Source organism: Acinetobacter sp. NBRC 110496 (assembly GCF_000876115.1).
Lineage (GTDB): Bacteria > Pseudomonadota > Gammaproteobacteria > Pseudomonadales > Moraxellaceae > Acinetobacter.
The window spans coordinates 1-24,822 of record NZ_BBTF01000049.1 but is presented as its reverse complement, the minus strand read 5'-3'; the positions used below and the strand labels follow the sequence as shown (position 1 = coordinate 24,822).

21 protein-coding genes and 1 pseudogene are annotated in these 24,822 nt (G+C 40.5%); 17 read left to right on the top strand and 5 right to left on the bottom strand.

Annotation, left to right across the window (positions count from 1 at the left end):
- The 11 genes and pseudogenes from Aba26S_RS17105 to Aba26S_RS17055 all read left to right on the top strand — a co-directional run.
- Positions 1 to 1,369, top strand: a 1,369-nt coding sequence (locus tag Aba26S_RS17105; protein WP_043973730.1) for a type VI secretion system Vgr family protein, incomplete at its 5' end; no start/stop codon positions are given.
- A complete protein-coding gene (locus Aba26S_RS17100; protein ID WP_043973728.1) occupies positions 1,366 to 2,364 on the top strand; it encodes a hypothetical protein in 999 nt (332 codons plus the stop codon). The genes Aba26S_RS17105 and Aba26S_RS17100, both read left to right, overlap by 4 nt.
- The gene (locus Aba26S_RS17095) at positions 2,361 to 2,792 is read left to right on the top strand and encodes a hypothetical protein (protein ID WP_043973725.1); all 432 of its coding nucleotides are present in this window, start codon (positions 2,361 to 2,363) and stop codon (positions 2,790 to 2,792) included. The genes Aba26S_RS17100 and Aba26S_RS17095 overlap by 4 nt, the downstream gene beginning before the upstream one ends.
- A gap of 26 nt (positions 2,793 to 2,818) precedes the next feature.
- Positions 2,819 to 3,865 (top strand): annotated as a pseudogene (locus Aba26S_RS17090) (DUF2345 domain-containing protein); the annotation flags it as partial.
- A 1-nt stretch (position 3,866) separates the two neighbouring features.
- The gene (locus tag Aba26S_RS17085) at positions 3,867 to 5,426 is read left to right on the top strand and encodes a hypothetical protein (RefSeq protein WP_043973723.1); all 1,560 of its coding nucleotides are present in this window, start codon (positions 3,867 to 3,869) and stop codon (positions 5,424 to 5,426) included.
- Positions 5,426 to 5,884, top strand: a complete 459-nt coding sequence (locus tag Aba26S_RS17080; protein WP_043973732.1) for a hypothetical protein — start codon at positions 5,426 to 5,428, stop codon at positions 5,882 to 5,884. Before Aba26S_RS17085 ends, Aba26S_RS17080 begins: the two co-directional genes overlap by 1 nt.
- Positions 5,885 to 6,684: 800 nt before the next feature.
- Positions 6,685 to 7,590, top strand: a complete 906-nt coding sequence (locus Aba26S_RS17075) for a tetratricopeptide repeat protein (protein WP_043973717.1) — start codon at positions 6,685 to 6,687, stop codon at positions 7,588 to 7,590.
- A 91-nt stretch (positions 7,591 to 7,681) separates the two neighbouring features.
- Entirely contained in the window at positions 7,682 to 7,843 is a 162-nt protein-coding gene (locus Aba26S_RS17070; RefSeq protein ID WP_155522869.1) for a hypothetical protein, read from the top strand.
- On the top strand, positions 7,840 to 8,259 hold the full coding sequence (locus Aba26S_RS17065) for a hypothetical protein (protein WP_043973715.1): 420 nt from the start codon (positions 7,840 to 7,842) through the stop codon (positions 8,257 to 8,259). The genes Aba26S_RS17070 and Aba26S_RS17065 overlap by 4 nt, the downstream gene beginning before the upstream one ends.
- A 163-nt stretch (positions 8,260 to 8,422) precedes the next feature.
- Complete coding sequence (locus Aba26S_RS17060) at positions 8,423 to 8,773, top strand: hypothetical protein (RefSeq protein WP_043973712.1); 351 nt, start codon at positions 8,423 to 8,425, stop codon at positions 8,771 to 8,773.
- A 202-nt stretch (positions 8,774 to 8,975) separates the two neighbouring features.
- Positions 8,976 to 10,160: a porin gene (locus Aba26S_RS17055; RefSeq protein ID WP_043973710.1), complete on the top strand. Its 1,185-nt coding sequence runs from the start codon at positions 8,976 to 8,978 to the stop codon at positions 10,158 to 10,160.
- A gap of 51 nt (positions 10,161 to 10,211) precedes the next feature.
- Here the strand turns inward: Aba26S_RS17055 and Aba26S_RS17050 are convergent, their stop codons facing one another.
- Both Aba26S_RS17050 and Aba26S_RS17045 read right to left on the bottom strand, forming a co-directional pair.
- Positions 10,212 to 11,045: an EamA family transporter gene (locus tag Aba26S_RS17050; protein WP_043973707.1), complete on the bottom strand. Its 834-nt coding sequence runs from the start codon at positions 11,043 to 11,045 to the stop codon at positions 10,212 to 10,214.
- Positions 11,046 to 11,120: 75 nt separating this feature from the next.
- Positions 11,121 to 12,101, bottom strand: coding sequence for a LysR family transcriptional regulator (locus tag Aba26S_RS17045; protein ID WP_005242265.1), 981 nt, complete (start codon positions 12,099 to 12,101; stop codon positions 11,121 to 11,123).
- A gap of 100 nt (positions 12,102 to 12,201) precedes the next feature.
- Here Aba26S_RS17045 and Aba26S_RS17040 point away from each other — a divergent pair, with 100 nt between their 5' ends.
- The 6 genes from Aba26S_RS17040 (at position 12,202) to cntB (ending at position 19,728) form a co-directional block, all read left to right on the top strand.
- The gene (locus Aba26S_RS17040; protein WP_043973704.1) at positions 12,202 to 13,314 is read left to right on the top strand and encodes a tartrate dehydrogenase; all 1,113 of its coding nucleotides are present in this window, start codon (positions 12,202 to 12,204) and stop codon (positions 13,312 to 13,314) included.
- Between the two features lie 39 nt (positions 13,315 to 13,353).
- Positions 13,354 to 15,009, top strand: coding sequence for a BCCT family transporter (locus Aba26S_RS17035; protein WP_168926895.1), 1,656 nt, complete (start codon positions 13,354 to 13,356; stop codon positions 15,007 to 15,009).
- Positions 15,006 to 15,959, top strand: a complete 954-nt coding sequence (locus Aba26S_RS17030; protein ID WP_043973700.1) for an alpha/beta hydrolase — start codon at positions 15,006 to 15,008, stop codon at positions 15,957 to 15,959. The genes Aba26S_RS17035 and Aba26S_RS17030 overlap by 4 nt, the downstream gene beginning before the upstream one ends.
- A gap of 64 nt (positions 15,960 to 16,023) precedes the next feature.
- Positions 16,024 to 17,139 carry a carnitine monooxygenase subunit alpha gene (gene cntA / locus Aba26S_RS17025; RefSeq protein WP_043973698.1) on the top strand — a complete coding sequence of 372 codons (1,116 nt, stop codon included), beginning with the start codon at positions 16,024 to 16,026 and terminating at the stop codon, positions 17,137 to 17,139.
- 75 nt (positions 17,140 to 17,214) lie between these two features.
- Complete coding sequence (locus tag Aba26S_RS17020) at positions 17,215 to 18,666, top strand: NAD-dependent succinate-semialdehyde dehydrogenase (protein ID WP_043973695.1); 1,452 nt, start codon at positions 17,215 to 17,217, stop codon at positions 18,664 to 18,666.
- 105 nt (positions 18,667 to 18,771) lie between these two features.
- Positions 18,772 to 19,728 (top strand): carnitine monooxygenase, reductase subunit CntB, encoded by a 957-nt coding sequence (gene cntB, locus Aba26S_RS17015; protein WP_043973692.1) that lies wholly within the window; start codon positions 18,772 to 18,774, stop codon positions 19,726 to 19,728.
- 74 nt (positions 19,729 to 19,802) lie between these two features.
- Here cntB and Aba26S_RS17010 read toward each other — a convergent pair whose 3' ends face one another.
- The 3 genes from Aba26S_RS17010 to pcaU form a co-directional block, all read right to left on the bottom strand.
- Positions 19,803 to 21,404: a bifunctional aspartate transaminase/aspartate 4-decarboxylase gene (locus Aba26S_RS17010; RefSeq protein ID WP_043973689.1), complete on the bottom strand. Its 1,602-nt coding sequence runs from the start codon at positions 21,402 to 21,404 to the stop codon at positions 19,803 to 19,805.
- Positions 21,405 to 21,458: 54 nt separating this feature from the next.
- The gene (gene aspT, locus Aba26S_RS17005) at positions 21,459 to 23,144 is read right to left on the bottom strand and encodes an aspartate-alanine antiporter (protein WP_043973687.1); all 1,686 of its coding nucleotides are present in this window, start codon (positions 23,142 to 23,144) and stop codon (positions 21,459 to 21,461) included.
- Positions 23,145 to 23,728: 584 nt separating this feature from the next.
- Positions 23,729 to 24,553: an IclR family transcriptional regulator PcaU gene (gene pcaU, locus Aba26S_RS17000; RefSeq protein WP_005242248.1), complete on the bottom strand. Its 825-nt coding sequence runs from the start codon at positions 24,551 to 24,553 to the stop codon at positions 23,729 to 23,731.
- Positions 24,554 to 24,822 lie beyond the last annotated feature (269 nt).

Sequence of the window (24,822 nt, the reverse complement as noted above, 5' to 3'; positions counted from 1 at the left end):
CAACGACGATCATAGCCATGATGGCGGTGCGGGTGCCAATGACAACGATACCGATTCAGCTTGGGTTGATGTACTCACGCCTTGGGCTGGTGAAGGCTATGGTGCACGTTTTTTACCGCGTATTGGTGAAATCGTGGTGATTGACTTCTTTGATGGCAATATTGACCGTCCATTTGTAGTGGGACGTATCCATGAAGGCCAGCGTAGCCCGACCAAGTTTGACCATACAGGCAAACTGCCTGACACCAAGAAACTGGCAGGGATCAAGTCCAAAGAATATCAAGGTGAAGGCTTTAACCAACTGCGCTTTGATGACACCACAGGTCAGATCAGCGCCCAGTTGCAAAGCAGTCATGCAGCCAGTCAACTGAACCTCGGTAAACTGAGTCATCCGAAAGACAAGGCCGAAAGTGAAGATCGGGGTGAAGGCTTTGAACTGCGCACCGACCAGTGGGGTGCAGTCCGTGCAGGCGAGGGTTTACTACTTTCCACGCATAAACAGGATCAAGCTCAGGGTGAACACCTTGATGCCCAACCTGCCAAGCAACAGCTTGAAGGCAACCAAAGCAATGCCAAAGCCTTAAGTGAAGTGGCTAAGAACCAGCAGACCGATGAGATTGAATCCGTTGATCAACTGAAAGAATTCGCTGAACAGATTCAAGAGAAAATTGCGCAATTTAAAAAATCACTATTATTGCTGAACTCACCTGCGGGTATTGGCCTAAGTAGCAATGAAGATATTCATCTCTCTGCGGATGGACAGATTAACCAGTTTGCAGGCGATAGTATCAATCTAAGTACACAAAAAAACCTGATTACACATGCGCAAAACAGAATCAGTGTGTTTGCCGCGCAGAATGGGATTAAGCAGGTGGCTGCCAAAGGTAAGTTTGAAGTTCAGGCACAATCGGATGGTATGGATTTACTTGCCAAGCAAGGTATTCAAATTATCTCGACCGAAGATCGGATCGAGATTACCAGTCCTAAAGAAATTTTAATTACGACTAAAGACGCTCAAATTAAAATTAATGGTTCAGGTATTTTTCCTGTGACCAGTGGCAAGTTTGAGGTGAAGGCAGGGCAGCATTTGTTTAAGTCTGGTGAACAAGTTGTTAGCCACTTTCCAATATTACCCGAAAGTAAGGGGCTATTTAATCTAAGTGTTCAATTGATTGATAATCAAAATACACCGTATAAAAATAAAGCATATTTCGCAATATCAGAATCAGGCAAGCAATTTGAAGGCGTTACTGATGAAAGTGGATACACTCAACGAATATATACCGAGAAAGAAGAACAAATATCTTTCCATCTTTTAGGCAATCATGATTATCCAGATCCTGTGCCAGACGAGGAAGACACAGAATGAGCACATGCTATGTACAATTGAGATTGAGAGGGTTAGGTGATTATACTAACTTTTCATTTTCTGCAATATTTACCGCACAAGATACTGGTAGACAGTTTGAAACCAATAAATTGAAGATCAACCCTTCAGGTATATCTGTTGAGGCAAATTTCCCTCTGCAAAAAAATGAGAACCCGAAAAACTGTACTGTTCGAATTAATGTTTATCTGCCAACTGGAAGATTGTTAGAGCCTCAGCCCTTTGTTGGCATTACGTACACGAAAGAGTCAGGCAGTAGCGTAAAGCATACAGTACATGAAGTTAAACTAGTTACTCATCATACTAGCCAAGAAAAAGATCACAGTATTGATAAAATTGCAGTTAATCGTTCGGTACATCCTCCAGAAGGGTTATACACAGTCGCTTATTACAATGCAGCTATTAATGCCTCTGCAGCAAAGTACGGTGTAGACCCTATGACGATTGGCTCAATCGTTTTTCAGGAAAAATTTTATTCTTCTGCTGCTATTGCTAAGAACTATGTGGCTTACGCTAAAGATAAGTTCGGTGTTAAACCACACAGAAGTTATGGCTTGGGTGAAATGCAACTAGGCTTGGCGGCCAAACTGCTTGGCTTTCCAGAAAGTGATCCAAACAGACTCAGAAAAACATTTGATCTCATAACAAATGATCCTCAAGTTGCAACTGATATGGTTGCCAAAAATATCCAATTAAAGCAATTAAAGTTAGGGCGTCAGCTCACCCCGAGAGAAGCAACCATTTTGCACAATGCAGGGGAGAGTGGTCTGGATTCTTTTTTGGACCCAGCAGAAGATAAGACAAATTTTGAAAATCCTAAAAAAGTCTATAATCGCTCAAGAAATTGGCAGGAATCAATCAGGCAAGCTTTACGAGGAGTCATTTACTCTAAGCCAGACAGTTGCCCAGCTTGTACTGCGACTCCACGCACATTACATAAATATTGGACACCTGGTGAGGGCTACTCAGGACTATGAAAAATTTAACATTAAAACATTACTTAGCGCTTATTCTGATTCTTTCAGGTATCTTGGCTATTTGTTTTGAATCTCTTACAAAAGGTTTTGTCACTTACTTGCCTTATGGCGGGGGGGAATTTGTCTATTTGAGGGAAATGGAAGGCTCAAACGAAGACGAAAGCGTACTCCTTTGGTTCTTCGGTATCGTAAGCGTTATTCTTGGTACTATAATGTTCTTTGTGAAGAATATTACATATGTTCTGAGAATTGGCTTTTTTGCTTATGTATTCCTGTTCTTATGTGCACTTATGACCGATAGCGATCCTTTAAACCAACTCATTATCAATACAGTTAAGTTTGATCATAATATCTACTTAATTTTATGGTGTATTTTTTTAGCTCTTTATACTGTAGTTTTTACAATATTAAATATGAGAAATGGCTGATTTTTGATAGTAGTTATTTTGAAAATGATCCTCCCTATGTAGTTGGACGGATTCACGAAGCACATCGTAGTCCAACCAAATTCGACAACGCAGGCAAGCTGCCAGACACAAAAAAACTGGCAGAGATCAAATCGAAAGAATATTAAGGTGAAGGTTTTGAACTGCGTACCGACCAATGGGGAGCTGTACGTGCAGGCGAAGGTTTATTGCTTTCCACACATAAACAAGATCAGGCGCAAGGTGAACACCTTGATGCCCAACCTGCTAAACAGCAGCTAGAAGGCAATCAAAGCAATGCCAAGGCACTGAGCGAAGTTGCCAAGAATCAGCAAACCGATGAAATAGAATCGTTGGATCAACTGAAAGAGTTTGCGGAGCAAATTCAAGAAAAAATCGCCCAGTTTAAAAAATCATTGCTATTGCTGAATTCACCAGCAGGGATTGGCCTAAGTAGCAATGAAGATATTCATCTCTCTGCGGATGGACAGATTAACCAGTTTGCAGGCGACAGTATCAATCTAAGCACGCAGAAGAACCTGATTACGCATGCCCAAAACAGAATCAGTGTATTCGCTGCGCAGAATGGCATTAAGCAGGTTGCCGCGAAAGGCAAGTTTGAAGTTCAGGCACAATCGGATGGTATGGATTTACTTGCCAAGCAAGGTATTCAAATTATCTCGACCGAAGATCGGATCGAGATTACCAGTCCTAAAGAAATTTTAATTACGACTAAAGACGCTCAAATTAAAATTAATGGTTCAGGTATTTTTCCTGTGGCCAGTGGCAAGTTTGAGGTGAAGGCAGGGCAGCATTTGTTTATGGGTGGTGAAAATGTTCATGCAACCATTCCGTTAATGCCTAAATTGGGGCTGCACAAAATACAGTTTGAATTGAGGGATACTGAAACCCAAGAACTGCTACCTTTCACTTCTTACATGTTAATGAATGATCAAGGACATGTGAGCTATGGAAAAACAGATGCGAATAGTTTGACTCAGGCATTTGTCACGGACAAGCAAGAGAATTACTATCTCCATGCAATTAATGACAAAATAAAGAAATTGGATAATTAAGATGGCGAAGTATCCTCAACCTAAGATTACACAAGCCGTATTAACGAATGTTCCAAAACATATCGCTTTGCCACGTTTGACCTATGTGATTACAGCAAAAACATCTGAAGCTAAGTCTACCTATGTATCTAAACTGACATCTTTTAATAAGTTTATGAAAACTCATAAAATTGAGGTTAACTATGATACAGCAGTTGTTCAAGTAGATATTTTCTTAGATGGTAAATGGTATCAAGGGGCAATACTCCCACATTTAGCACAAGCTGAAAGCGGAAAGTTTACAGAGATCAAGTTTAAGTACCATCAAGCACAAAGTTCCCCTATTGAAGAAAATAAAATCCAAAAAGTTTATATAAAAGAAGGTGTCGAAGTTGGTTGGCTGCTGATTCGGGAGGACGAGACCGTTGATGCATTGTTAAAACGCATCTATGTATACCCGCCTACGACAAAAGAGTTTTCGATTTTTAAAAATAACAATGCCCATTTGTCAGAGTTATCAAGCAATGGACCAATGACTGTGCTTAAGCCTTGTCAGGTGGTCATTTTGTCGAATAAATATGCTGAGGATCCAAAGTTAAATGAATATAAGAGTTTGGCGAGCAGTGTTGAAGAGAAATTAAATTTATTAAGAAAATCATCAAATTTTGATGCGGCATTTTTTGCAGAAAATTATGAACTTTTATACGACTATTGGTCACATGCTACTGAAGTGGCATTAGCCAATGTAAGTGACCGAAAGAAAGTCGCCACAGTAGACGAGTTTAAAAAGGAATACTGTCAAGGTGATAGTAATCTACTTGATCAAGTTGCAGAAAAAACGGGACAAATTGTAGATAGTGCCGAACAAAAAAGTGAACGAGATAAAAAACTTAAAAAAAATGAACTTCAAGTGATGAAAGAAAAATCACTGGAAAAAGTGATAAAGAGCAATGATGCGATTATGGCTGTTTATCAAAGTGAACAGCTAATGAAATCTAAATATGCGAATCCTAAGCATTATTCAGATTTTAAGAAAAAATATGCCTCACTTTATAGTCAATTGGGTACTGCGCTAAAAGATATGCATGTTATAGAGCCTCAAACTCAAATCCCGTTAATGAAAAAATATATGAAGACAGATTCTCTTATACGTTCAGAAGCTGTCAGAGGTGGTTTGAAGCATTACGATAAAATGATCGTTGATTTAGGGAAAATTAGCATCGGTTTAAGAATGGGTAAGCAATTGGTGGTTGGTTTAGGTGCTGCAATTTTCTTTAAAAATACAATGGATGCCTATAACACGGGTGATATGGAACTCACAAAGAAAGTAGCCTTGATTGAAGGTAGTAAGATTGCTAGTGGCATTATGGGAGGAGCTGCTGGTAACTTTGGAGGAAAAGTGGCCGCAAGGGGATTAATTTATATTATTGGTACTGTGGCGGGGGCAGTTGGATATACAATATCCCTACCTGTTTCCTTGACTATTACAGCTGTTGTTATTGGTGCAGGTGTAATTGGTGGTGGTAAATATGGTGCAGATTTTGCTGAGGATGAACTCAAGAAAAGGACGGGGGTATGCTAATGGAAAATCAATTAGTTGATTTTTATGGTAGCGTTTTAATTAGCTTGCTTGTTATTGGCTTAATTCTACTTTTATATACATATATATATAACCTATTATTTATAAAGAAAAATAGTAAAGAACTTTCTGAAAAAATATATGGTATTGAAGAGTATTTAGATGAGGTAGGAATATCTTTTGAAAAGGTACTACAACTTAATTTTATAATCTCCATGATGTGGTTTTCATATTTTATAACATACAAACATTATGAAAAGATGCCGTATTTTGCAAAACGTGGAGAAAAAAGTCCAAGCTTGTATCCAAATCTGTATCAGGATAATGTTATTTATTTATGTGAAAAATTTAAAAAACAAATTATTATAATTGAGATCTTGTCTTTGTTTGTTTTTATCTTTGGAATCGCATTTTTTTTCTATGAGTCTATTGCTGATTTTCTAATATATTTAGGTTTTTAATATGTTTTAAAATAAGTTGGCTATACATATCTTTACCTGTTTCGTTCACAATTACTGCCGTTGTAGTGGGGACAGGTATTATTGTTGGTGGTAAATATGGTAGTGAGCTATTCGAAGATTGGCAAAAGCAAAAAACAGGAATCTGTGAATGAATGATAAACTATTTAATTATGGATATTGGATTGCTTTTGGTTCAATGGGTTTAGTTCTTTCTTTGATGTTAATTATATATATAATTACATTTTCATAAAGAAAAATAGTAAGGAACTTTTTGAAAGAATCTATGGTATTGAAGATTATTTAGATGAGGTGGGAGTTTCTTTTGAAATGTATTGGTAAACTTCTATTTAATGATGAAAAATATATAGAAAAATTTAGTTTGGAGGGGGTTTTTATATTTACTTCTAGTTTTTCAAGGATTTTGTTTCATATTTTATCGAAATCAAGATTCTTAAGAAAGAAAAAATGTTCTTTTTTAGAGAATGAGAAAATAGTCCTACGTATCTTTATCCAAATTTTAATTTTAATAATGCTATTAAATTAATTGAAAATTTTCCTAAGAGGATGTTTTTTAATTTTTTCTTCTTTTTGTATTGTTTTCTCTATATCTTTGCTTTAATTTTTTTTAGAGAAGTATTAGGTTTAGGGAGATATTGAAATTTAAGTTAGTGAGTTAGATACTACAGAACCCTGTACTAAGTGTGCTATCTTATTTGGTAATGGCCCATAAGTTAGTAAAAACTATCAAATACTTGATTGGATTGAAAGTGGTGATTTTCTATTAAACTTTGGAATTAATGATGAAATTTCGTATCTTATTAATACTTTTTGTTGTTTTTACATTAGCATGTAGCGAGGGTAACCAGAATAATAAACCTGAGACTTTAACTAAAGACTACAAACAAATTTCCGATTTCAAGTCAAAGAATGATTTAGAAAGGGCAGCAAAAGCGAATGATCCAGAAGCATTATTTGTATTGGGGTCTATGTTTACTACAGGTGAAGGTGCTGATTTTAATCAGGAGAAAGCTTTTGAGTTATTTGAAAAATCTGCCAAGTTAGGTTCTTCTAATGCAATGTTACAACTAGGCTTGATCTATCGTAATGGTAATGAGGCTGTAAAAAAAGATGATCAAAAAGCTTTGATGTGGTTTAAAGAAGGGGCTAAAAATGGAAATCCTTCTGCAATTCATAATGTCGGATTGGCCTATTATAAAGGTTTAAGTGTAAAAGAAGATAAAGCTAAAGCATTTAAATATTTTATTCAATCAGCTCAATTAGGTCTATTACAGTCCCAAACTATTGTGGCATCTCAATTATATAATGGTGATGGCATCGTTAAAAATGTTAAGGAGTCTTTTAAATGGTCATTAAAAGCAGCAGAGCAAGGTGATGTAGAATCACAAAATGATGTAGGGCTTTCTTATGAGTTAGGAGAAGGGGTTCAAAAAGATCCAGTTCAAGCGCTCACTTGGTTTAAGCGTGCAGCAGAAAATGGACAGATTGAAGCTCAATATAATACTGCACTTAAATATTATAATGGTGCGGGTGTTGAACAAAATTTAGATGAAGCCGTTAAATATGCAGAAATGGCGGCTAATAATGGAAGTAATTCTGCCATAAAATTAATTTATTCTATTTATGCCAATGAAAGTAGTTTGAAGTATAATCCAGAAAAAGCACAATATTGGAAGTCTAAAATTTAATATCTTAATCTTGTTGAAAAGAAAACCTATTAAAATTAATGGGTTTAAAATTTATCTTTTCCTTAAAGGTATAATTTGAGCGGGAGTGGAGATGAGTTGCTGTTACTTAGGAGGATTTATTGCTGGTATAGTGGTTGGAACTTCAGGAGCTGGTGCTATTGTAATTATTGCTATTGCTGCTTATTACGGCGGAAAACAAAGTAGTGATTTAATACAAGAGAAAGCCTCAAGATATTTAGAGATTTGTAAATGATCAGTTTGGAAAATATACCAACAGCAGATGTTGTTTTTTTTAGTTTAATTATTTTTGGAGGACTATATACAGTTTTTTTCTATGCCATGGTTGGATACTTTATTAGAAAAAATAGAGATGATTTTTCTGAAAAATTGTTTGGAGATAAAGAATATAATTTAAGTATAGATTTTGAAAAAAAATTTATAATATCCACTACATTTGGTCGTTTATATATTTTTTATTTGCTCGAAGTAGTTTTGATGAGACGTGATTGTATACATGTTTTTAAAAGAAATGTAAATTATATTTTTCCGAATTTAACAAATGAAATTTTTATTTTAGTAATAAGAGAAAATAAATTTTTCTTAAACTTTATTTTGGCTTATTTTATTTTTTGTGTATCTTTTTTCACATATCTTTTTTTAGTTTATTAAAAAAAGAAATTTTATGTCTGTGGGGCGATAGAAAACAGGATGTTCATTAAATGAATTTTTTGAATGAGCTAAATTTTGGTGAAAAAATATTCTTTTTATCATTGGTGTTTAATATTATTTTATTATTATTTTATTATTATTTTATTATTATTTTTCTAAAAAAATGATTTTTGATAATAAAGAATGTATTGGTAAACTTCTATTTAATGATGAAAAATATATAGAAAAATTTAGTTTGGAGGAGATTTTTATATTTACTTCTAGTTTTGCAAGGATTTTTGTTTCATATTTTATCGAAATCAAGATTCTTAAGAAAGAAAAAATGTTATTTTTTAGAGAAGGAGAAAATAGTCCTACGTATCTTTATCCAAGTTTAAATTTTAATAATGCTATTAAATTAATTGAAAATTTTCCTAAGTGGGTGTTTTTTAATTTCTTCTTCTTTTTGTATTGTTTGCTCTATATCTTTGCTTTAATTTTTTTTAGAGAGGTATTAGGTTTAGGGAGATATTGAAATGTTATAAGCTCAGTTATGCTCTTTTGGCTGTAATTCAATTATTGATAATTTTATCTATCTAAAAGGATATTCCATACTTGTCTGAGCTTAATCCTGTTCCATTAAACACACTCCGTAAAGACCGACTTTATAGTTTAAGCGTTGTTTGTCTGCATGAATTTCTTCATTTTCTTATGAGGTTAAACAAGGACGTACAACAATGAAAAAAGCACTATTTCTCTTGGGTTCAATGGGTATCTTGGCAAATACGCCAGTCTTGGCCGCCGATTTCAGTATCGGTGATCCGAAAACACAAGCGGGTGAACTGAAACTGACAGGCGCAATCCGTACCCGCTATATCCATAAAGACTATATTGTCGAAGCCAATGAAGGCTCCAAAAATGATGACTGGCGGCTGGCAGATATCAAAGCGGTACTCAGTTATGAAAACCCAGACTGGATTGCATCGATGGATGTGCGTTGTTATCAATATGACCGCTTATGTGATGCACTCTTTTTAAAAGATGCTTGGGCAGGTTACAAATTTTCGGATCAGCAACGACTGACAGTCGGTTTTCAATCGGTTGATTTTGGCTTTGGACGACTCTGGGGCAATAGCTATTATGAAACTTTGCTGAATACCGTTGGACTGGAAGACATTCAAAACCTTGGAGTGAAATATCAGTTTAAGGACAATCTGTATAATTTCATTCTTGGTTTTTATCCAACCGATGGTGGCAATTACAAAGGTACCTCCAAGGATTCCAGTCGCTATAGCGGTAACTTTGTGAGGGCAGATGATCTGACTCAAGGCACCGATATAGATGAAAAGAATATGTGGGTGACGCGCTTATCCCGAAAGTTTGAGCTCGATCAATCCCAGAACTTCTCTACGGAAATTGGTGGTTCTTATTGGTATTCGGAATTGGAAAATAATCGTACCAACCAAGATGGGCATCGTAGTACATGGAGTATCTTTAGCACTACCAATTATCAGGCATGGCAATGGTTGTTCTTGGCAGGAGAGCAGAATATTAAAAATGCAGATGATCTTTTACCGAAAAGTTCGACCATTGGCGCATTTGATTATCCTTATCAGGTGGCGAACAAAGGCAAATATATGGCCAATGAAATTAACTACACCTTTGCCAAACCTTTCCATCAGTTAGAAAATATTAAACCTTATGTGTCATATAGCCGTTTTTATAAAGATGAATCAGGCTATCAAGATTCAGATCGCTTAATCGCAGGCCTATATTTTAACTATAAAAAAGTCGGCATACAGGGCGAATATATCTGGAGCCGTAATGACCCAATGACGGGTAGTGGCGCAGATGGACTGGCGCAAGGGGACAGCAATCAATGGAATAAACTGTTTTATTTATCGTTGGGTTATTACTTCTAAACTCAGCACTGAAAATGAGCTAGTCTGTTTGAGATAGACTGGCTTTTTTGTTTAGGCAATTCTTAGAATCAAAGCCCCAATTAAAATGAGACATGAGGAGATAATCCGTACCGCATTGATGCGTTCTTTTAGAATAAAGATCGAGATCAGCGTGGCAAATAGAATTGAGGTTTCCCGAAGTGCTGCCACAACGGCAACAGGCGCAAGGGTCATAGCCCATAGCGCCAAACCATAAGAGAAAAATGAACCGATGCCACCAATTAAGCCCAAATGCCAATTACGACGGAAATATGCACCCATCTGACGATATTGCATTCTCAATGCAAACATAAAAAAGATCAGACCAGACAGCACGAAACTCCACAGGATATAAGCAATTGGCGAACCAGACAGGCGAATCCCATGACCATCCAGCAAGGTATAGCCTGCAATCAGGAGGGCATTCAGCAAAGCCAGACCAATACCTTTACGTCCCGTTTGGGGAGCAGCCAAGATCATGGATAAGATCCCGACGGAAATGGTGACGATGCCGAGCCATGCATTGAACTGTAGTTTTTCATGCAGCAAAAATGTACCTAGAATTGCCACAATCAGCGGCGCTGTGCCACGCATTAAGGGATAGGTCAGCCCCATATCGGCAACGCGATAGATTTTAGCCACCAGTCCAAAATAGAAAATTTGTATGGTGGTAGACGCCAGAATATAAGGCCAGCTGTCGCTGTGCGGCATTGGAAAGAAGGGCAAGAGCAGCGCTGCTAAAACTGCCGCGGATGCGGTGACCAGTACCGTAGTTAGAAACTTATTTGTGCCTGCTTTTACAATGGCATTCCATGTAGCATGGCATACCGCTGCGATTAAAATAAGGACAAATATTGCCGTGCTCATAAGCTGCCTGTTAATTCATGATCTTGCTAATGTGCATGATATGGTTGAAAAAAGAAAGCAGGCAGCTGATTGCGATTATAGAAATACTTTCTCCGTATTCGGATTGATTGACTCAATGGGCTGGATCAACTGACCTCGAGTCAGATTTTGAACATGCTGTAAGCGGTTGATCAGTTCATTCTGAATAAACAGGATACAGGTCTGTAATTTAGACGAGCTTTTTAAGCGCGAAGGATACACTGCCCAAACATCGGCATCTTGCCAGTATTCAGGCAAGATATGCTGCAATTCACCGCTAATCAGTTCATCGGCGACATCCCAGATTGAACGTAAGATAATGCCATGTCCTTCAATGGCCAGTTGATGAATAATCTCGCCATTATTGGAGATAAAGCGCGGTGTGACATGCACCGACCGATCTTCCGAAGGATGACGTAATTTCCATAACACAGAGGATTGATCGCGTTCACTGATGGTCAGGCAATCGTGGTTACGTAAATCCTCCAGACTTTCAGGCATGCCATGTTTTAACAGATAACTGGGTGCTGCACAGAAAATCCGAAAATTTGAGACCATTTTTTTCGCGATCATATTGGGGGCAATGTCGTTGCCAATGCGAATATCCAGATCAATGCTGTGTTGAATCAGGTCCTTGGTGTTGTCGATGGTATCAAATTGAATTTCCAGTTTGGGGTACATGGTCATCAATTTAGACAGAATAGGCGCAACATGTTTACGGCCAAAACCGAAGCTGCTGACAATATCGAGATGACCTGTGGGTGTGCTTAAGGGATTATTCACCAGCTCACTGATTTCATCAAATTCATCCAGAATATTCGAAACCCGATCCAGAATCAGTTTGCCATCTTCAGTCAAACTGACATGACGGGTACTGCGATGAAACAGCTTGCAGTTCAGGTTGGTTTCTAAAATGTTGATGCGTTTACTGATAAATGCAGGTGAAGCACCCAGCTCCTCAGCTGAATCGACAAAACTCTTGCGTTTTGCGACTGTGCAAAAAACCTTTAAATCCGATAGGTTAGGTAGATTATTCACGATCCGTGTCCATTGGGGTGATAGTTTTCTTATTGATCATTGTTGCTGAAAACAGCATGTTTACAGCTAAGGATATTAACCAAAGGTGTAAGGGTGCGTTATGGCAAAAAAGTATAAAGTTGCCACGATTGCGGGTGATGGGATTGGTTTAGAAGTTCTACCAGAAGGCATCAAGGTTGTAAAGGCAGCAGCAGACAAATATGGCATTCAACTTCAAATGGATAGCTTCGATTGGGCCAGCTGTGATTACTACCTTGAACACGGCAAAATGATGCCGGATAACTGGTTTGAGGTTCTGCAGGAATATGATGCCATCTTCTTTGGTGCGGTGGGATGGCCTGAAAAGGTGCCTGATCACATTTCACTGTGGGGGTCATTGCTGCAGTTCCGTCGTCGTTTTGATCAGTATGTGAATTTACGGCCTGTTCGGTTAATGCCTGGGGTGAAATGTCCACTGGCTGGCAAACAACCCGGCGATATCGATTTTTATGTGGTGCGTGAAAACAGCGAAGGTGAATACTCTGCCATTGGTGGTAAAGCTTTTGAAGGCACCGATCGCGAGTTTGTGTTGCAGGAAGCAGTGTTTACCCGTCATGGCGTCGATCGTATTTTGAAATATGCCTTTGAATTTGCGGATCAGCGTGAGGCTAAAAAAATCACGGCTGCAACCAAATCCAACGGTATTGCGGTGAGCATGCCGTACTGGGATGAACGTGTCGATGCAATGGCAAAAAATTATCCGCAGATCAAGGCTGATAAGCAGCATGTTGATATTTTAGCAGCACGTTTTGTCTTGCAGCCTGAGCGTTTTGATGTGGTGGTAGCGTCGAATTTATTCGGAGATATCTTGTCGGATTTAGGACCTGCCTGTACTGGCACTATTGGTTTGGCGGCTTCGGCAAACTTAAACCCTGAACGTAAGTTTCCTTCGCTATTTGAACCTGTACATGGTTCAGCACCTGATATTTACGGACAACAGATTGCCAATCCGATTGCGGCGATCTGGTCGGGTGCCATGATGCTGGATTTCTTGGCAGATGGAGATGAGCAGGTGATTCAGGCAGGACAGGAAATCATGCAGGCAATTGAACATGTCTTGGTACATGGTCCAAAAACGCCTGATGTCGGTGGTACTGCCAAGACCTATGAAGTGGGCGATGCGATTGCCTCCTGTGTGACTGAGCAGAAAATGGATTTATTCGCGATGGAGTAAGTATCTCTTAGGGAATAGTCACTATCCGAGATGGATTGAATAGATATGGATAATCAAATTACAAAACCTTATACAGATAAGACGCTTGCGATCACCAGTCTTGCCGTTGTGTTTACATCGGTAGCTGGTCTGGCAATCTACTCATCTGAATCAATACAACTGGCTGCAAAATGGATGCAGTGGACCACTTCGATGTTCACCACGCCAGTCCTGTTATTTGCTTTTTTATCAATTATTTTTACCTTTGGTTTGGCCTTTAGTAAATACGGCAAAATCAAGCTGGGTGAGGGCAAACCGCAATACAGCACCATGTCATGGATTTTCATGTTCATTTTGTCAGGGATTGGGTCTTCCACCTTGTACTGGGGCTTTTTAGACTGGGCTTATTATTATCAAACTCCTGGGTTAAATTTAGCGCCTGAATCGGCAGAAGCACTGAAATACAGTGTGGCCTATTCCTTCTTTCACTCTGGTCTAAGCGCATGGTCGATCTATGCCTTGGCATCGATTTCATTGTGCTACAGCTACCATGTCAGAAAGAATAAAGGGCTGAGTCTGGCATCTGTGATTGAAGCGGTGACGGGCTTTAAAGCTACAGGCCCAGTTGGTCGTGTGGTTGATCTGATGTTCTTGCTGTGTATGTTTGGTGCCTTGACCATTTCACTGGTACTGACTGCGGTGACCTTTACCAACATTCTGTCGCAGCTCACGGGTATTCCCAATACCTTCATGACCAAAGTCATCATCATCTTGGCGGTATCCATCTTATTCGCACTGAGCTCTTATGTTGGAATGGATAAAGGGATGCAGCGTTTAAGCCATATGGTGTGTTTGGGCGTGGTGTTGTTTGCGATCTATGTGCTGTGCTTTGGGCCAACCCAGTTCATTATGAATAATTCATTGATGAGTTTTGGTCTGATGGCGACCAACTTTGTCGATATGAGTTTATTTACCGACCCGATGGGCGATGGAAAGTTCACCCGTGAATGGACCGTATTCTATTGGTTGTGGTGGATTTCTTATGCACCGGGCGTGGCTTTGTTTGTGACCCGTGTATCTAAAGGTCGCACCATTAAAGAAGTGATTCTTGCCATGGTCATCGGCGGTAGCGTTGGTTTATGGTTCATCTTCGGTGTGTTTGAGAACTACAGTGTCTATAGTTTTATTCACGGCATGGTCAATGTACCGCAAGTTTTGAGTCAGCAAGGTGGTGAAGTAGCGATTGGTCAACTGCTGGGTTTGTTGCCCGCAGGCAAGCTGATGATGTGGTTATTCCTTGGCATTATGGTGATTTTCCTCGCAGCACATATGGATGCAGTGGGCTATGCGGTCTCTGCCACTTGTACCCGAGGTCTGCGTGAAGGGCAAGACCCGTCACCGAATGCACGTTTATTCTGGTGTCTGATGTTAACCCTAGTGCCGATTGCGATGATTTTCTCTAAAGCGCCATTAGATACCATGAAAACCGCCACCATTGTGACTGCCTTGCCATTTATTGTGATTATTCTGGTACAGACTTACGGCTTGGTGAAATGGCTGATCGAGGATTACTCAAAAGTGCCATCGCATTTGATTGAGCAGAATAGCTTTAATGACTTGGAAGCGCTTGAGCACACTGACTCCAATCAACAGATGCAGATTGATATTGCGGCAACTCAAGTTGCGCATAAAAGCAGTCAAAAGGAATTGTCATGACAGCACAACCGAACACGCGCGATGCGTTAAGCGAAGAAATGCAAAGTCTGGTGTACTGGAGCAGCATTTATTCAGCAGCGGATAACGATATTGATTCGATTCGTGCAGCCTACGATGCGATGTGCTTGCACTACACTTTACCCCGCGATGGTACGGTGAATATTGAAGATAAAACCGTTGCGCATGCCACTCATCCCGTCAATGTTCGGTTGTATTCACCCTTGGGCCAAGCACCTGCGCAAGGTTGGTCTTGCGTGCTGTTTATCCATGGTGGTGGCTGGATGCTGGGCAATCTGGATTCACATGAATTTATCACCCGCTATTTATGTCGTGATCTGAATGTTGCGGTACTGAGCGTAGATTATCGGTTGGTACCAGAACATCATTTTCCAGCCGCTTATGAAGACTGTGAAACAGTCTATCATTGGCTACGTGAGCATGGCGCAGACTGGAACATTAATCCAACGCAGATTGCCTTAGTAGGAGATAGTGCAGGTGGCAATTTAGCTGCAGCACTGGCAGTTCAGTTACAGCATACAGGCAATCAGGCTTGTGGTTTGGCTTTGATCTACCCATGTTTGGGCAGCAGTTTTGATACCGCGTCTTGCCAGCAGCATGCACATGCGCCGTTATTGACGCTCGAGGAAATGCATTATTACCTGAAGGAATATGCACCGAATGAAAGTGACTGGCAGGACACACGTTTAGCACCACTTTTGGCAGAAGAGTTCAGTGATTTGCCACGCAGCTTTGTTGCGGTGGCGGAATACGATCCACTAAGTGATGACGGACGTATTTTTGTGGACAAGTTAAAGCAAGCCAATATTGCCGCCGAGTTTTATCTCGGCAAAGGATTACTACATGGCAGTTTACGTTTAGTACGGGACTGTCCTGTAGTGCAGGATTTATATCAGCACATGCTGAGTTCGTTAAAGCAAATGTTCAAGTGATTTAGACATCAGCCAATTTTGATAAAACGGTCGTTAGGACAAAACAGTTTAATGGAGTAAAACCATGAATGCAGTTGAAAAATTACCAGAAGATTTCTGTTCAAACCCAGATGTGGCATGGACATTTCCAAAGGTGTTCTATACCTCATCTCAGGTGTTTGAGCGCGAAAAAGAAAAAATTTTTGCGAAAAGCTGGATTTGCGTGGCACATGGCAGTGAAGTTGCCCAAGCGAATGACTATATTACCCGTAAGGTGATTGGGGAAAATATCATCGTGATTCGCGGTAAAGACAGCGTATTACGTGCCTTTTATAATGTCTGCCCGCATCGTGGTCATGAGTTATTAAGCGGCAGTGGTAAAGCCAAAAACGTGATTACCTGTCCGTATCACGCATGGACCTTTAAGCTGGATGGTAGTTTGGCGCTGGCACGCAACTGTGATCATGTTGAGTCTTTTGACAAGCAAAACTCCAGCATGGTGCCGTTAAAAGTTGAAGAATACGGTGGTTTTATCTTTATTAATATGGATGAAAATGCCACCTGTGTCGAAGATCAGTTGCCTGAATTTGCACAAAAACTGAATGAGGCTTGTGCGGTCATCAAAGACTTGAAACTGGCGGCACGTTTCGTCACGGAAACACCTGCGAACTGGAAAGTGATCGTGGATAACTATTTAGAATGTTATCACTGTGGTCCAGCACATCCAGGTTTTGCTGATTCGGTGCAAGTAGATAAATACTGGCACACCACCCATCAAAACTGGACGCTGCAATATGGTTATGCACGTTCTTCAGAAAAATCATTCAAACTTGATCCATCGGTTAAAGACCCGACCTTTAGTGGTTTCTGGACGTGGCCGTGCACCATGTTTAACGTACCACCGGGTGCAAACTTCATGACCGTGATCTATGAGTTCCCGATGGATGCGGAAACCACTTTGCAGCACTATGACATTTTCTTTACCAATGAAGAGTTGACCCAAGATCAGAAAGACTTGATTGAATGGTATCGCAATGTCTTCCGCCCTGAAGACCTTGAACTGGTTGAAAGCGTACAACGTGGTTTAAAATCACGGGGTTATCGTGGTCAGGGGCGTATCATGACCGACAAGCAACGTTCGGGAATCAGTGAACACGGTATTGCTTATTTCCAGAATCTGGTTGCGCAATACCACAAATAATTTTGTCTCAGGCATCAGATAATTTAAGGTGCGGTGATCAGGCCGTACCTTGCTTTCAATCGATAGGAACATGACATGTCAAGTTTGCAAGCAAGTCCGTTATTTCAACAGCGCGGATTGATCAATGGTCAATGGGTCGGTGCACAATCCGATGCCACCATTGCTGTGACCAATCCTGCAACAGGAGAGGAAATTGGTGTCATTCCCAATATGGGGGCAGACGAAGCCACTGTCGCGGTGGAAGCGGCGTATCAGGCTTTAGCAGCGTGGAAAGGGTTAACTGCACAAAAACGTGCAGACCTGTTATTGGCTTGGTACCAATTGGTTTTGTCACATGCCGATGAACTGGCGCGGATGATGACCATTGAACAGGGTAAACCCTTAGCTGAAGCGTTAGGTGAAGTGAAATATGCGGCTTCGTTTATCCAATGGTTTGCCGAAGAAGGCAAACGTGTTTATGGTGATGTGATTCCAACCACCAATAGCCAACAGCGATTTATTATCACCAAAGAACCTGTCGGTGTGGTGGCGGCAATTACGCCGTGGAATTTCCCAATAGCGATGATTACCCGTAAAGCTGCACCTGCTTTGGCGGCAGGCTGTACCATCGTGATTAAACCCGCCAATGAAACGCCGTATTGTGCACTTGCGCTTGCCAAATTGGCGGAAATGGCTGGTATTCCAGCAGGGGTAGTGAATGTCGTCACTGGCAAATCACAAGAGATTGGTTTGGTCTTTAGTAGCCATGAAAAAGTCAAAAAATTGACCTTTACCGGTTCTACACCTGTCGGTCGTTTATTGATGCAGCAATGTTCAGGCACCATTAAAAAGTTGGCTTTAGAACTGGGTGGCAATGCACCACTGATCGTGTTTGATGATGCAGATCTGGATAAAGCGGTACAAGGTGCAATCTTTGCCAAGTTCCGTAATGCAGGTCAAACCTGTGTTTGTGCCAATCGAATATACGTACACGACAAGATTTATCAGGCCTTTACCGAGAAATTTGTACAAGAGGTACAGAAATTCAAAATCGGCAATGGTTTGGAAGCGAATGTACAGATCGGGCCGTTAATCAATGACAAGGCGGTACTGAAAGCAAAACAGTTGATTGATGATGCCTGTGGCAAAGGTGCACAAGTCGCTTGTGGTGGTCAACAGCATTCACTGGGTCAGAATTTCTTTGAACCGACGGTTTTAACCGATGTATCGCGTGATATGGAGATTGTTCAGGAAGAAATTTTTGGGCCAGTCGCGCCGTTAATCCGCTTTACTGAGGAAGCCGATGTCATTGCGCAAGCCAACGATACCATTTTTGGTTTGGCCGCTTATGTGTATAGCGAAAACATTTCACGGATTTGGCGTGTCGCTGAACAGCTGGAATATGGCATGGTCGGGATGAACTCAACCGCGATTTCCAACGAAGTGGTGCCATTTGGCGGGGTGAAACAATCAGGTGTCGGTCGTGAAGGCTCTAAATATGGTTTGGAAGAGTTCATGACCATTAAATATATGTGTTTAGGGTTATAGCAACAATACCTGTTTGGACTCTCTTGATGGACGGTCCGGCAGGCAATATGCGCTTAAAATTAGAAAATGCTTAGATGAGCAGCATGCGGTAAAGAGGATTTAGACATGGCTAGTCATTATGAAATGTTTGCATCAGTGGTCACACGCGTAGAGCAACTGACCCCACTGATCAAACGGTTTACATTTAAACGTCAGGACGGACAAAATTTCCCTCAATTCAATGGTGGCAGTCATATCATTGTGAAAATGAATGACCAGCTATCCAATGCCTATTCACTGATGAGCTGTGCTCAAGACCTTTCAACTTACCAAGTCTGTGTCCGTAAAGATATTGAAGGTAAAGGCGGTTCAGTCTATATGCATGATCAGTGCAATGAAGGCTGTGAAATTCTGATTTCTGAACCAAAGAATCTGTTTCCATTGGCGGCAGATGGGGAGAAACATATTCTGATTGCGGGTGGAATTGGCATCACCCCGTTTGTGCCGCAAATGGATGAACTGGCTGCACGTGGTGCTGACTATGAGTTGCATTATGCCTATCGTTCGCCAGAACATGCCGCGCTGTTAGAAGAACTCAAGCAAAAACATGCTGAACATATTTTTAGCTATATCGATTCGGATGGAAAATCTCTGGATCTAGATCAACTGATTGGATCTCAGCCGAAAGGCACGCACGTCTATGTGTGTGGGCCTAAGCCGATGATTGATGCGGTGATTGATCGTTGTAATTACCATCGATATCGTGATGAATATATCCATTGGGAGCAATTTGCATCTACGATACCAGAAGAAGGTGAAGCATTTACGGTGGTCTTGGCAAAATCCAATCAGCAAGTCGAAGTGCAAGGCAATCAAACCATTTTACAAGCAATTGAATTGCTCAATATTGATGTGGAATGTTTATGTCGTGAAGGGGTTTGTGGCACCTGTGAAACCATGATTCTGGAAGGGGAAGCCGAACATTTTGATCAGTACTTGAGTGATGATGAAAAAGCCTCACAGCAATCGATGATGATCTGTGTGTCGCGTGCCAAAGGTAAAAAACTAGTACTCGATCTTTAATTTTAAACGTTGATTTTTTTAAGCATAAAAAGCAGCCGAAGCTGCTTTTTATTGACTGAAACCTTGATTCAGATTTATTTTTTGCCTTTCTTGGTTTTTAAGTACTCTTGATAGGCTTCTTCGGCAAAACGTCTTAATGAGTCTCCGATTGCAGCATATTGGTATTCATTCAGATTGGCCAATGACGCACGGGCAGAAGGGTGCTGTACCCCAAAGCCTGAACCTGGTAACAGCACTACACCTGTTTCATCTGCGACGCGGAATAATAATTCGGTCGGATTTTTATTCTTCATCACCCAATCTGCAAAATCATCTCCGTACAATGTTCGAGAGGTGTTTTCCAAATTCACCAAAGTATAGTAATCGACCGAATTGGGATCGACAGGCACTTCAACCCCTAACTGGCGATATAGGGCCGCATCACGCTCACGTACCACGGATTTAACTGCTTTTTTATAGTTCTGCTGCGAATCCATCATATTGAATAGGGCAAACAGGACCATCTGTACTTGTTGCGGTGTAGAAAGACCTGCGGTGTGATTCAGAGCCACATTGCGGCTATCCGCCACTAGACGATCAATAAATTTGATCTTGGCAGGATCGGTAGTTAAAGATGAATAGCGTTCTTCCAGTTCTTTCTTGTCTTTTTTCGAGAGTGCCGCTAGCTTTTGATCCAGAATATTATTGTTTGAGAGCGCAATCACGCCCAATCTCCAACCGGTTGCCCCAAAATATTTCGAGAATGAATACACCAAGATGGTATTGTCTGGACAGATCGCAAATAGTGATTTGAAGTTGTCTGCAAAAGTACCGTACACATCATCCGTTAAAATAATCAGGTCAGGTCGTTTTTTAACGATATCAGCCAAGATAGCCAAGCCTTCATCGCTGAGTTTTACTGAAGGTGGATTACTTGGATTCACCAGAAAGAACGCTTTAATCGATGGGTCTTCCAGTTTCCGTAATTCAGATTCTGGATATTGCCAGTCGAGCTTTGGATCGGCTTCGATCAGGACTTCTTCCAGTTGATAATCATTCAGTTTTGGAATTTCCAAATACGGAGTGAAAATGGGTGCACCAATCGCGATACGATCGCCATTGGTGATAATTTTATTCTCTTTTAATGAGTTAAAAATATAGGCCATTGCTGCGGTTCCGCCTTCAACAGCAAATAAGTCCAAGCCTTCTTTAGGCATGCCTTGGACGCCCATTTCACGCAGGATATATTCTTTGATAATTGATTCGCTTATGCGCAGCATGCGGTCTGGAACAGGGTAGTTGCAACCTAAAATTCCCTCGACCATTTCCAGTAAAAAAGCATCAGGATCTAAGCCGAGCTGATCTCGGACATAGGAAATGGCTTTGCCTAAAAATACTACACCGGGTTTATCCCGATTATGCATAATGAAATTGTCGAAACGAGACTGTAAACCGACAGGTCGGGGGAACCCACCTAAACCTTCTGGCATATAAGAGAACGAAAACTCTGACTCGGTGGTGGAAAACAGCCCCAATTGAAAGAAGGCTCGACGTGGAATCGTGGCTAAGAAGTTCGGATTGCCACGCCCTGCATTCAGCATCATTCTGTCTGTTTTACTTTGGGCAAGTTCGATTAAATTATCTTTGAGTTCGAATGGACTGAGTTTTGAGTATTTTGAATAATCAACGTTCCCCATGGGAAGTCTCCTTAATTATAGTTGAAGCAATAAGTAGTTGAATACAAATCATCTTTAGGCAAGGCCGACGATGAGGGGACCTAGCAAAGTCAAGAATACGTTTGCCAGTGCATAAGTAATGGCGAATGGAACCGTGGGAATGGAATTTCCAGCTTTATCTAAAATCGCACCAAAGGCAGGGTTGGCACTTCGCGAACCTGATAAGGCACCTGCCATAACCGCAACATTGTCATAACGCAGCACATAACGGGCGAAAAGCATGGAAAGAATCAGTGGAACTAAGGTAACCACGACGCCAATCATAAATAGGGACAGACCACTATCTTTAATGGTTTGAATGGCTTGTAGACCAGATTGCAAGCCTACAGCAGCGACAAAACCTGCAAGCCCTAAATCTTTAAGCAGTTGCGAAGCAGCTAAAGGCATATTGCCATGAACCTGATTACGGCTGCGTAGCCAACCAAATAGAAGCCCTGAGAGCAATGCACCGCCACCTGCACCCAGTGTTAAAGGGACATCGCCAATACGAATCACAAACAGACCAATCAGTAAGCCAACCACAAGGCCTGCACCGTGAAAAATCCAGTCGGTTTTTAAGCTTTCTGGCAAGGCCGTGCCTGCTTCTTTGACTAAACGATCAAGATCACTTTTGGTGCCATAAACAGTAATGACATCGCCTTGTTGCAGCACGGTATCATCACTCACCGTTTGGGTTTCATCATTACGTTTAATTGCCAGTACGTAAATCCCATGTTTTAAAGTGTCAGGGGTATTGGTCTTAATATCGCCTAAACTACGATTGATATATTTGGAATTTCTCAGGATTACATCGGTGGTATCCATAATCATTTCCATGCCTTGTGAAGACTGTAACTCAGTACCAATTTGATCTGAAACAGCCACCACACTGGCACGACGGCCGACCAGCAATATCACGTCATCGGTTTGTAAAGTCAGTTCTGGTGCTACATCAATCAGTTGATCTTTACGTTTTAACCGTTCAATGGTGATGCTGGCTTGTTTTGCTTCCAGCTCTGCCACAGTTTGCCCACTGGCTTGTTTAACTTTATAAATACGGCCAACAATTTCAGGCATCGCCAGTTCTTGACCTGGGGATAATTCAAAAGCACCTTTGAGCCGTTCTGACTGGGCTTTCAACGCATCATCATGAATTTCTTTGCCCATAAATTTAGGCAGGATATTCACGCAGACAATAATGGCACCCAATGAACCGAAAATATAAGTCACGGCATAGCCGATTGCGACATTGGCTTGCAGCTTTTGAATCTCAGCTAAGGGGAGGTCGAGACGGGAAATCGCATCACCTGCAGTACCGATAATTGCAGATTGGGTCATGCCACCTGCAGCGAGTCCTGCGGCTAAACCTTTATCGAGGTGGAACAGTTTCGCCATCACCAACACGGTAATTAAACCACTCACTGCCATGAATACGGCTAACAAGATCTCCTTGATTGATTGAGGGCCTAATGATTTAAAGAACTGGGGACCGCTTTCAAAACCAACGGCATAAATGAACAAGGCAAATAAAATGGCCTTGACGCCGTTGTCGACTGGGACACCGATGAGGCTGAGTACCACTGCAACAAGTAGAGAGCCTGCTACACCACCGAACTGAAATTTTCCGAATTGAAACTGACCGATCCAGAAACCGATTGCCAAAGACAAGAACAGTAATATCTCTGGACTATGTTTTAATTCGCCTTGTAACCATTCAATCATTATTCGATCTCACTGTTATTATTCGATCTATCTTTAGGTTTAAAGTTATTTATTTTTAATGTTTTTTTAAAATACTATGCTTCTCACGCTAATACAAATGAGCTGGTTTTTAGCTTTATTTTTTTAAAAAATTATTTATATATCAATTTTTTATTTGAATACTTTAAGAAGAAATTTGGTAGAAAATTTAAACATTGTGGTGTTAATTACAATATGTAATTTTTACATACAAAACATAACATTTAGGGTCGTAAAGTATAAAGTGTGAGATAAATATCACATTAAAGAAAAAATATTAAATCCTCATAACATTTAATTTTTATATTTGTCATCAAATATAAACGTTTAGATCTAACTCATAAACTATGGGAATTAAAATTTCACTTAAATATTATTTATTTTAATGAAGCAGTATTCGGGATTTTGAAATAACTGAATAATAAAACAGCACAATCATCAGAAAATTAATGTTCATTTAAGCAAAGGTGATTAACTTAAACATACCGACACAATTGTTGTCGCAATACACCTTTCGCCACATTTCCAGATGTGGCTTTTTTTTGCCTTAATATTTTGATTGTGAGTTAAATCACTTGGCGTAGATCACGCGCCGTTTCCTGTAATAAGGGCAAGATGTGAGTAATTAAATAATCTTTGGTGGTACGCATGGTGGGAGAAACGATATTTAAGGCAGCAACGACGGTCGCATTAGAGTCGTAAATTGGCACTGCGACCGCATGCACGCCTAATTCATGTTCTTCACAGGAATAGCACCAATCTTGCTCTTTGATTTCATGTAGTAAGGCTAAAAAAGCCTCACTCTCGGTATGAGTATATTTGGTGAGACGTTTTAAGGGATATTTTGCTAACCATCGTTTTTGTGCTTCAGGGGTTAAATGTGCCAGTAGAATCTTTCCAGCGGAAGTCGCATGGGCAGGAAGTCGATTGCCTAAATGTAAACCATAAGGATTGACCCGATCGGTTTGTTGATGAGCGGCGCTACGGGCAATGGTAATTGCTTCATAACCATCTAAAACCATCACCGAATAAATCAGCGAAGTTTGATTGGTTAAAAGGTTTAATAAAGGCTGACAGATTTTAGGAAGCGGGGAGCCATCTAAATAAGCCCCAGAGAATTTAAGGATCTTGGGCGATAAATAATAGTAGTGCCCATCAAAATCCAAATAGCCTAAGTATTCTAGCGTCAGTAAATGCCGTCGCGCAGCGGCACGCGTCATGCCTGTTTTTTCTGCTGCGGTACTCATGTTGAGACGGTGGCGATCAGGTCCAAAGCATTCCAAAATGCTGAGACCTTTTGCAATACCTGCAATAAAATCCTCGTGCCGAATCATTTTTTTGTTTTCGGTATGATGAATCAAACGCGGATTCTTTTCCTGATCATTTTCCATAATTTAGACATCCTTGCTAAAACGGTTTTTCTATCAAAAACATTCTAAGCGAAAGATGACCAATTTACTTGGATAATGTTCGATCATCGAACATAAAAATTGATCATCGAACAAAATGCACTTCTAAGCCTAGAAGTGAGCGCCGAATTTATCAAGAATAAATAGAAGAAATCCGAACAAAGCACTCGACTTAATTTCATCGGTTTTCAGGATGAAAATACGAGTGATACATCGTACAGGAAGTAGTCAGATGATTGATAAGAGTAGCA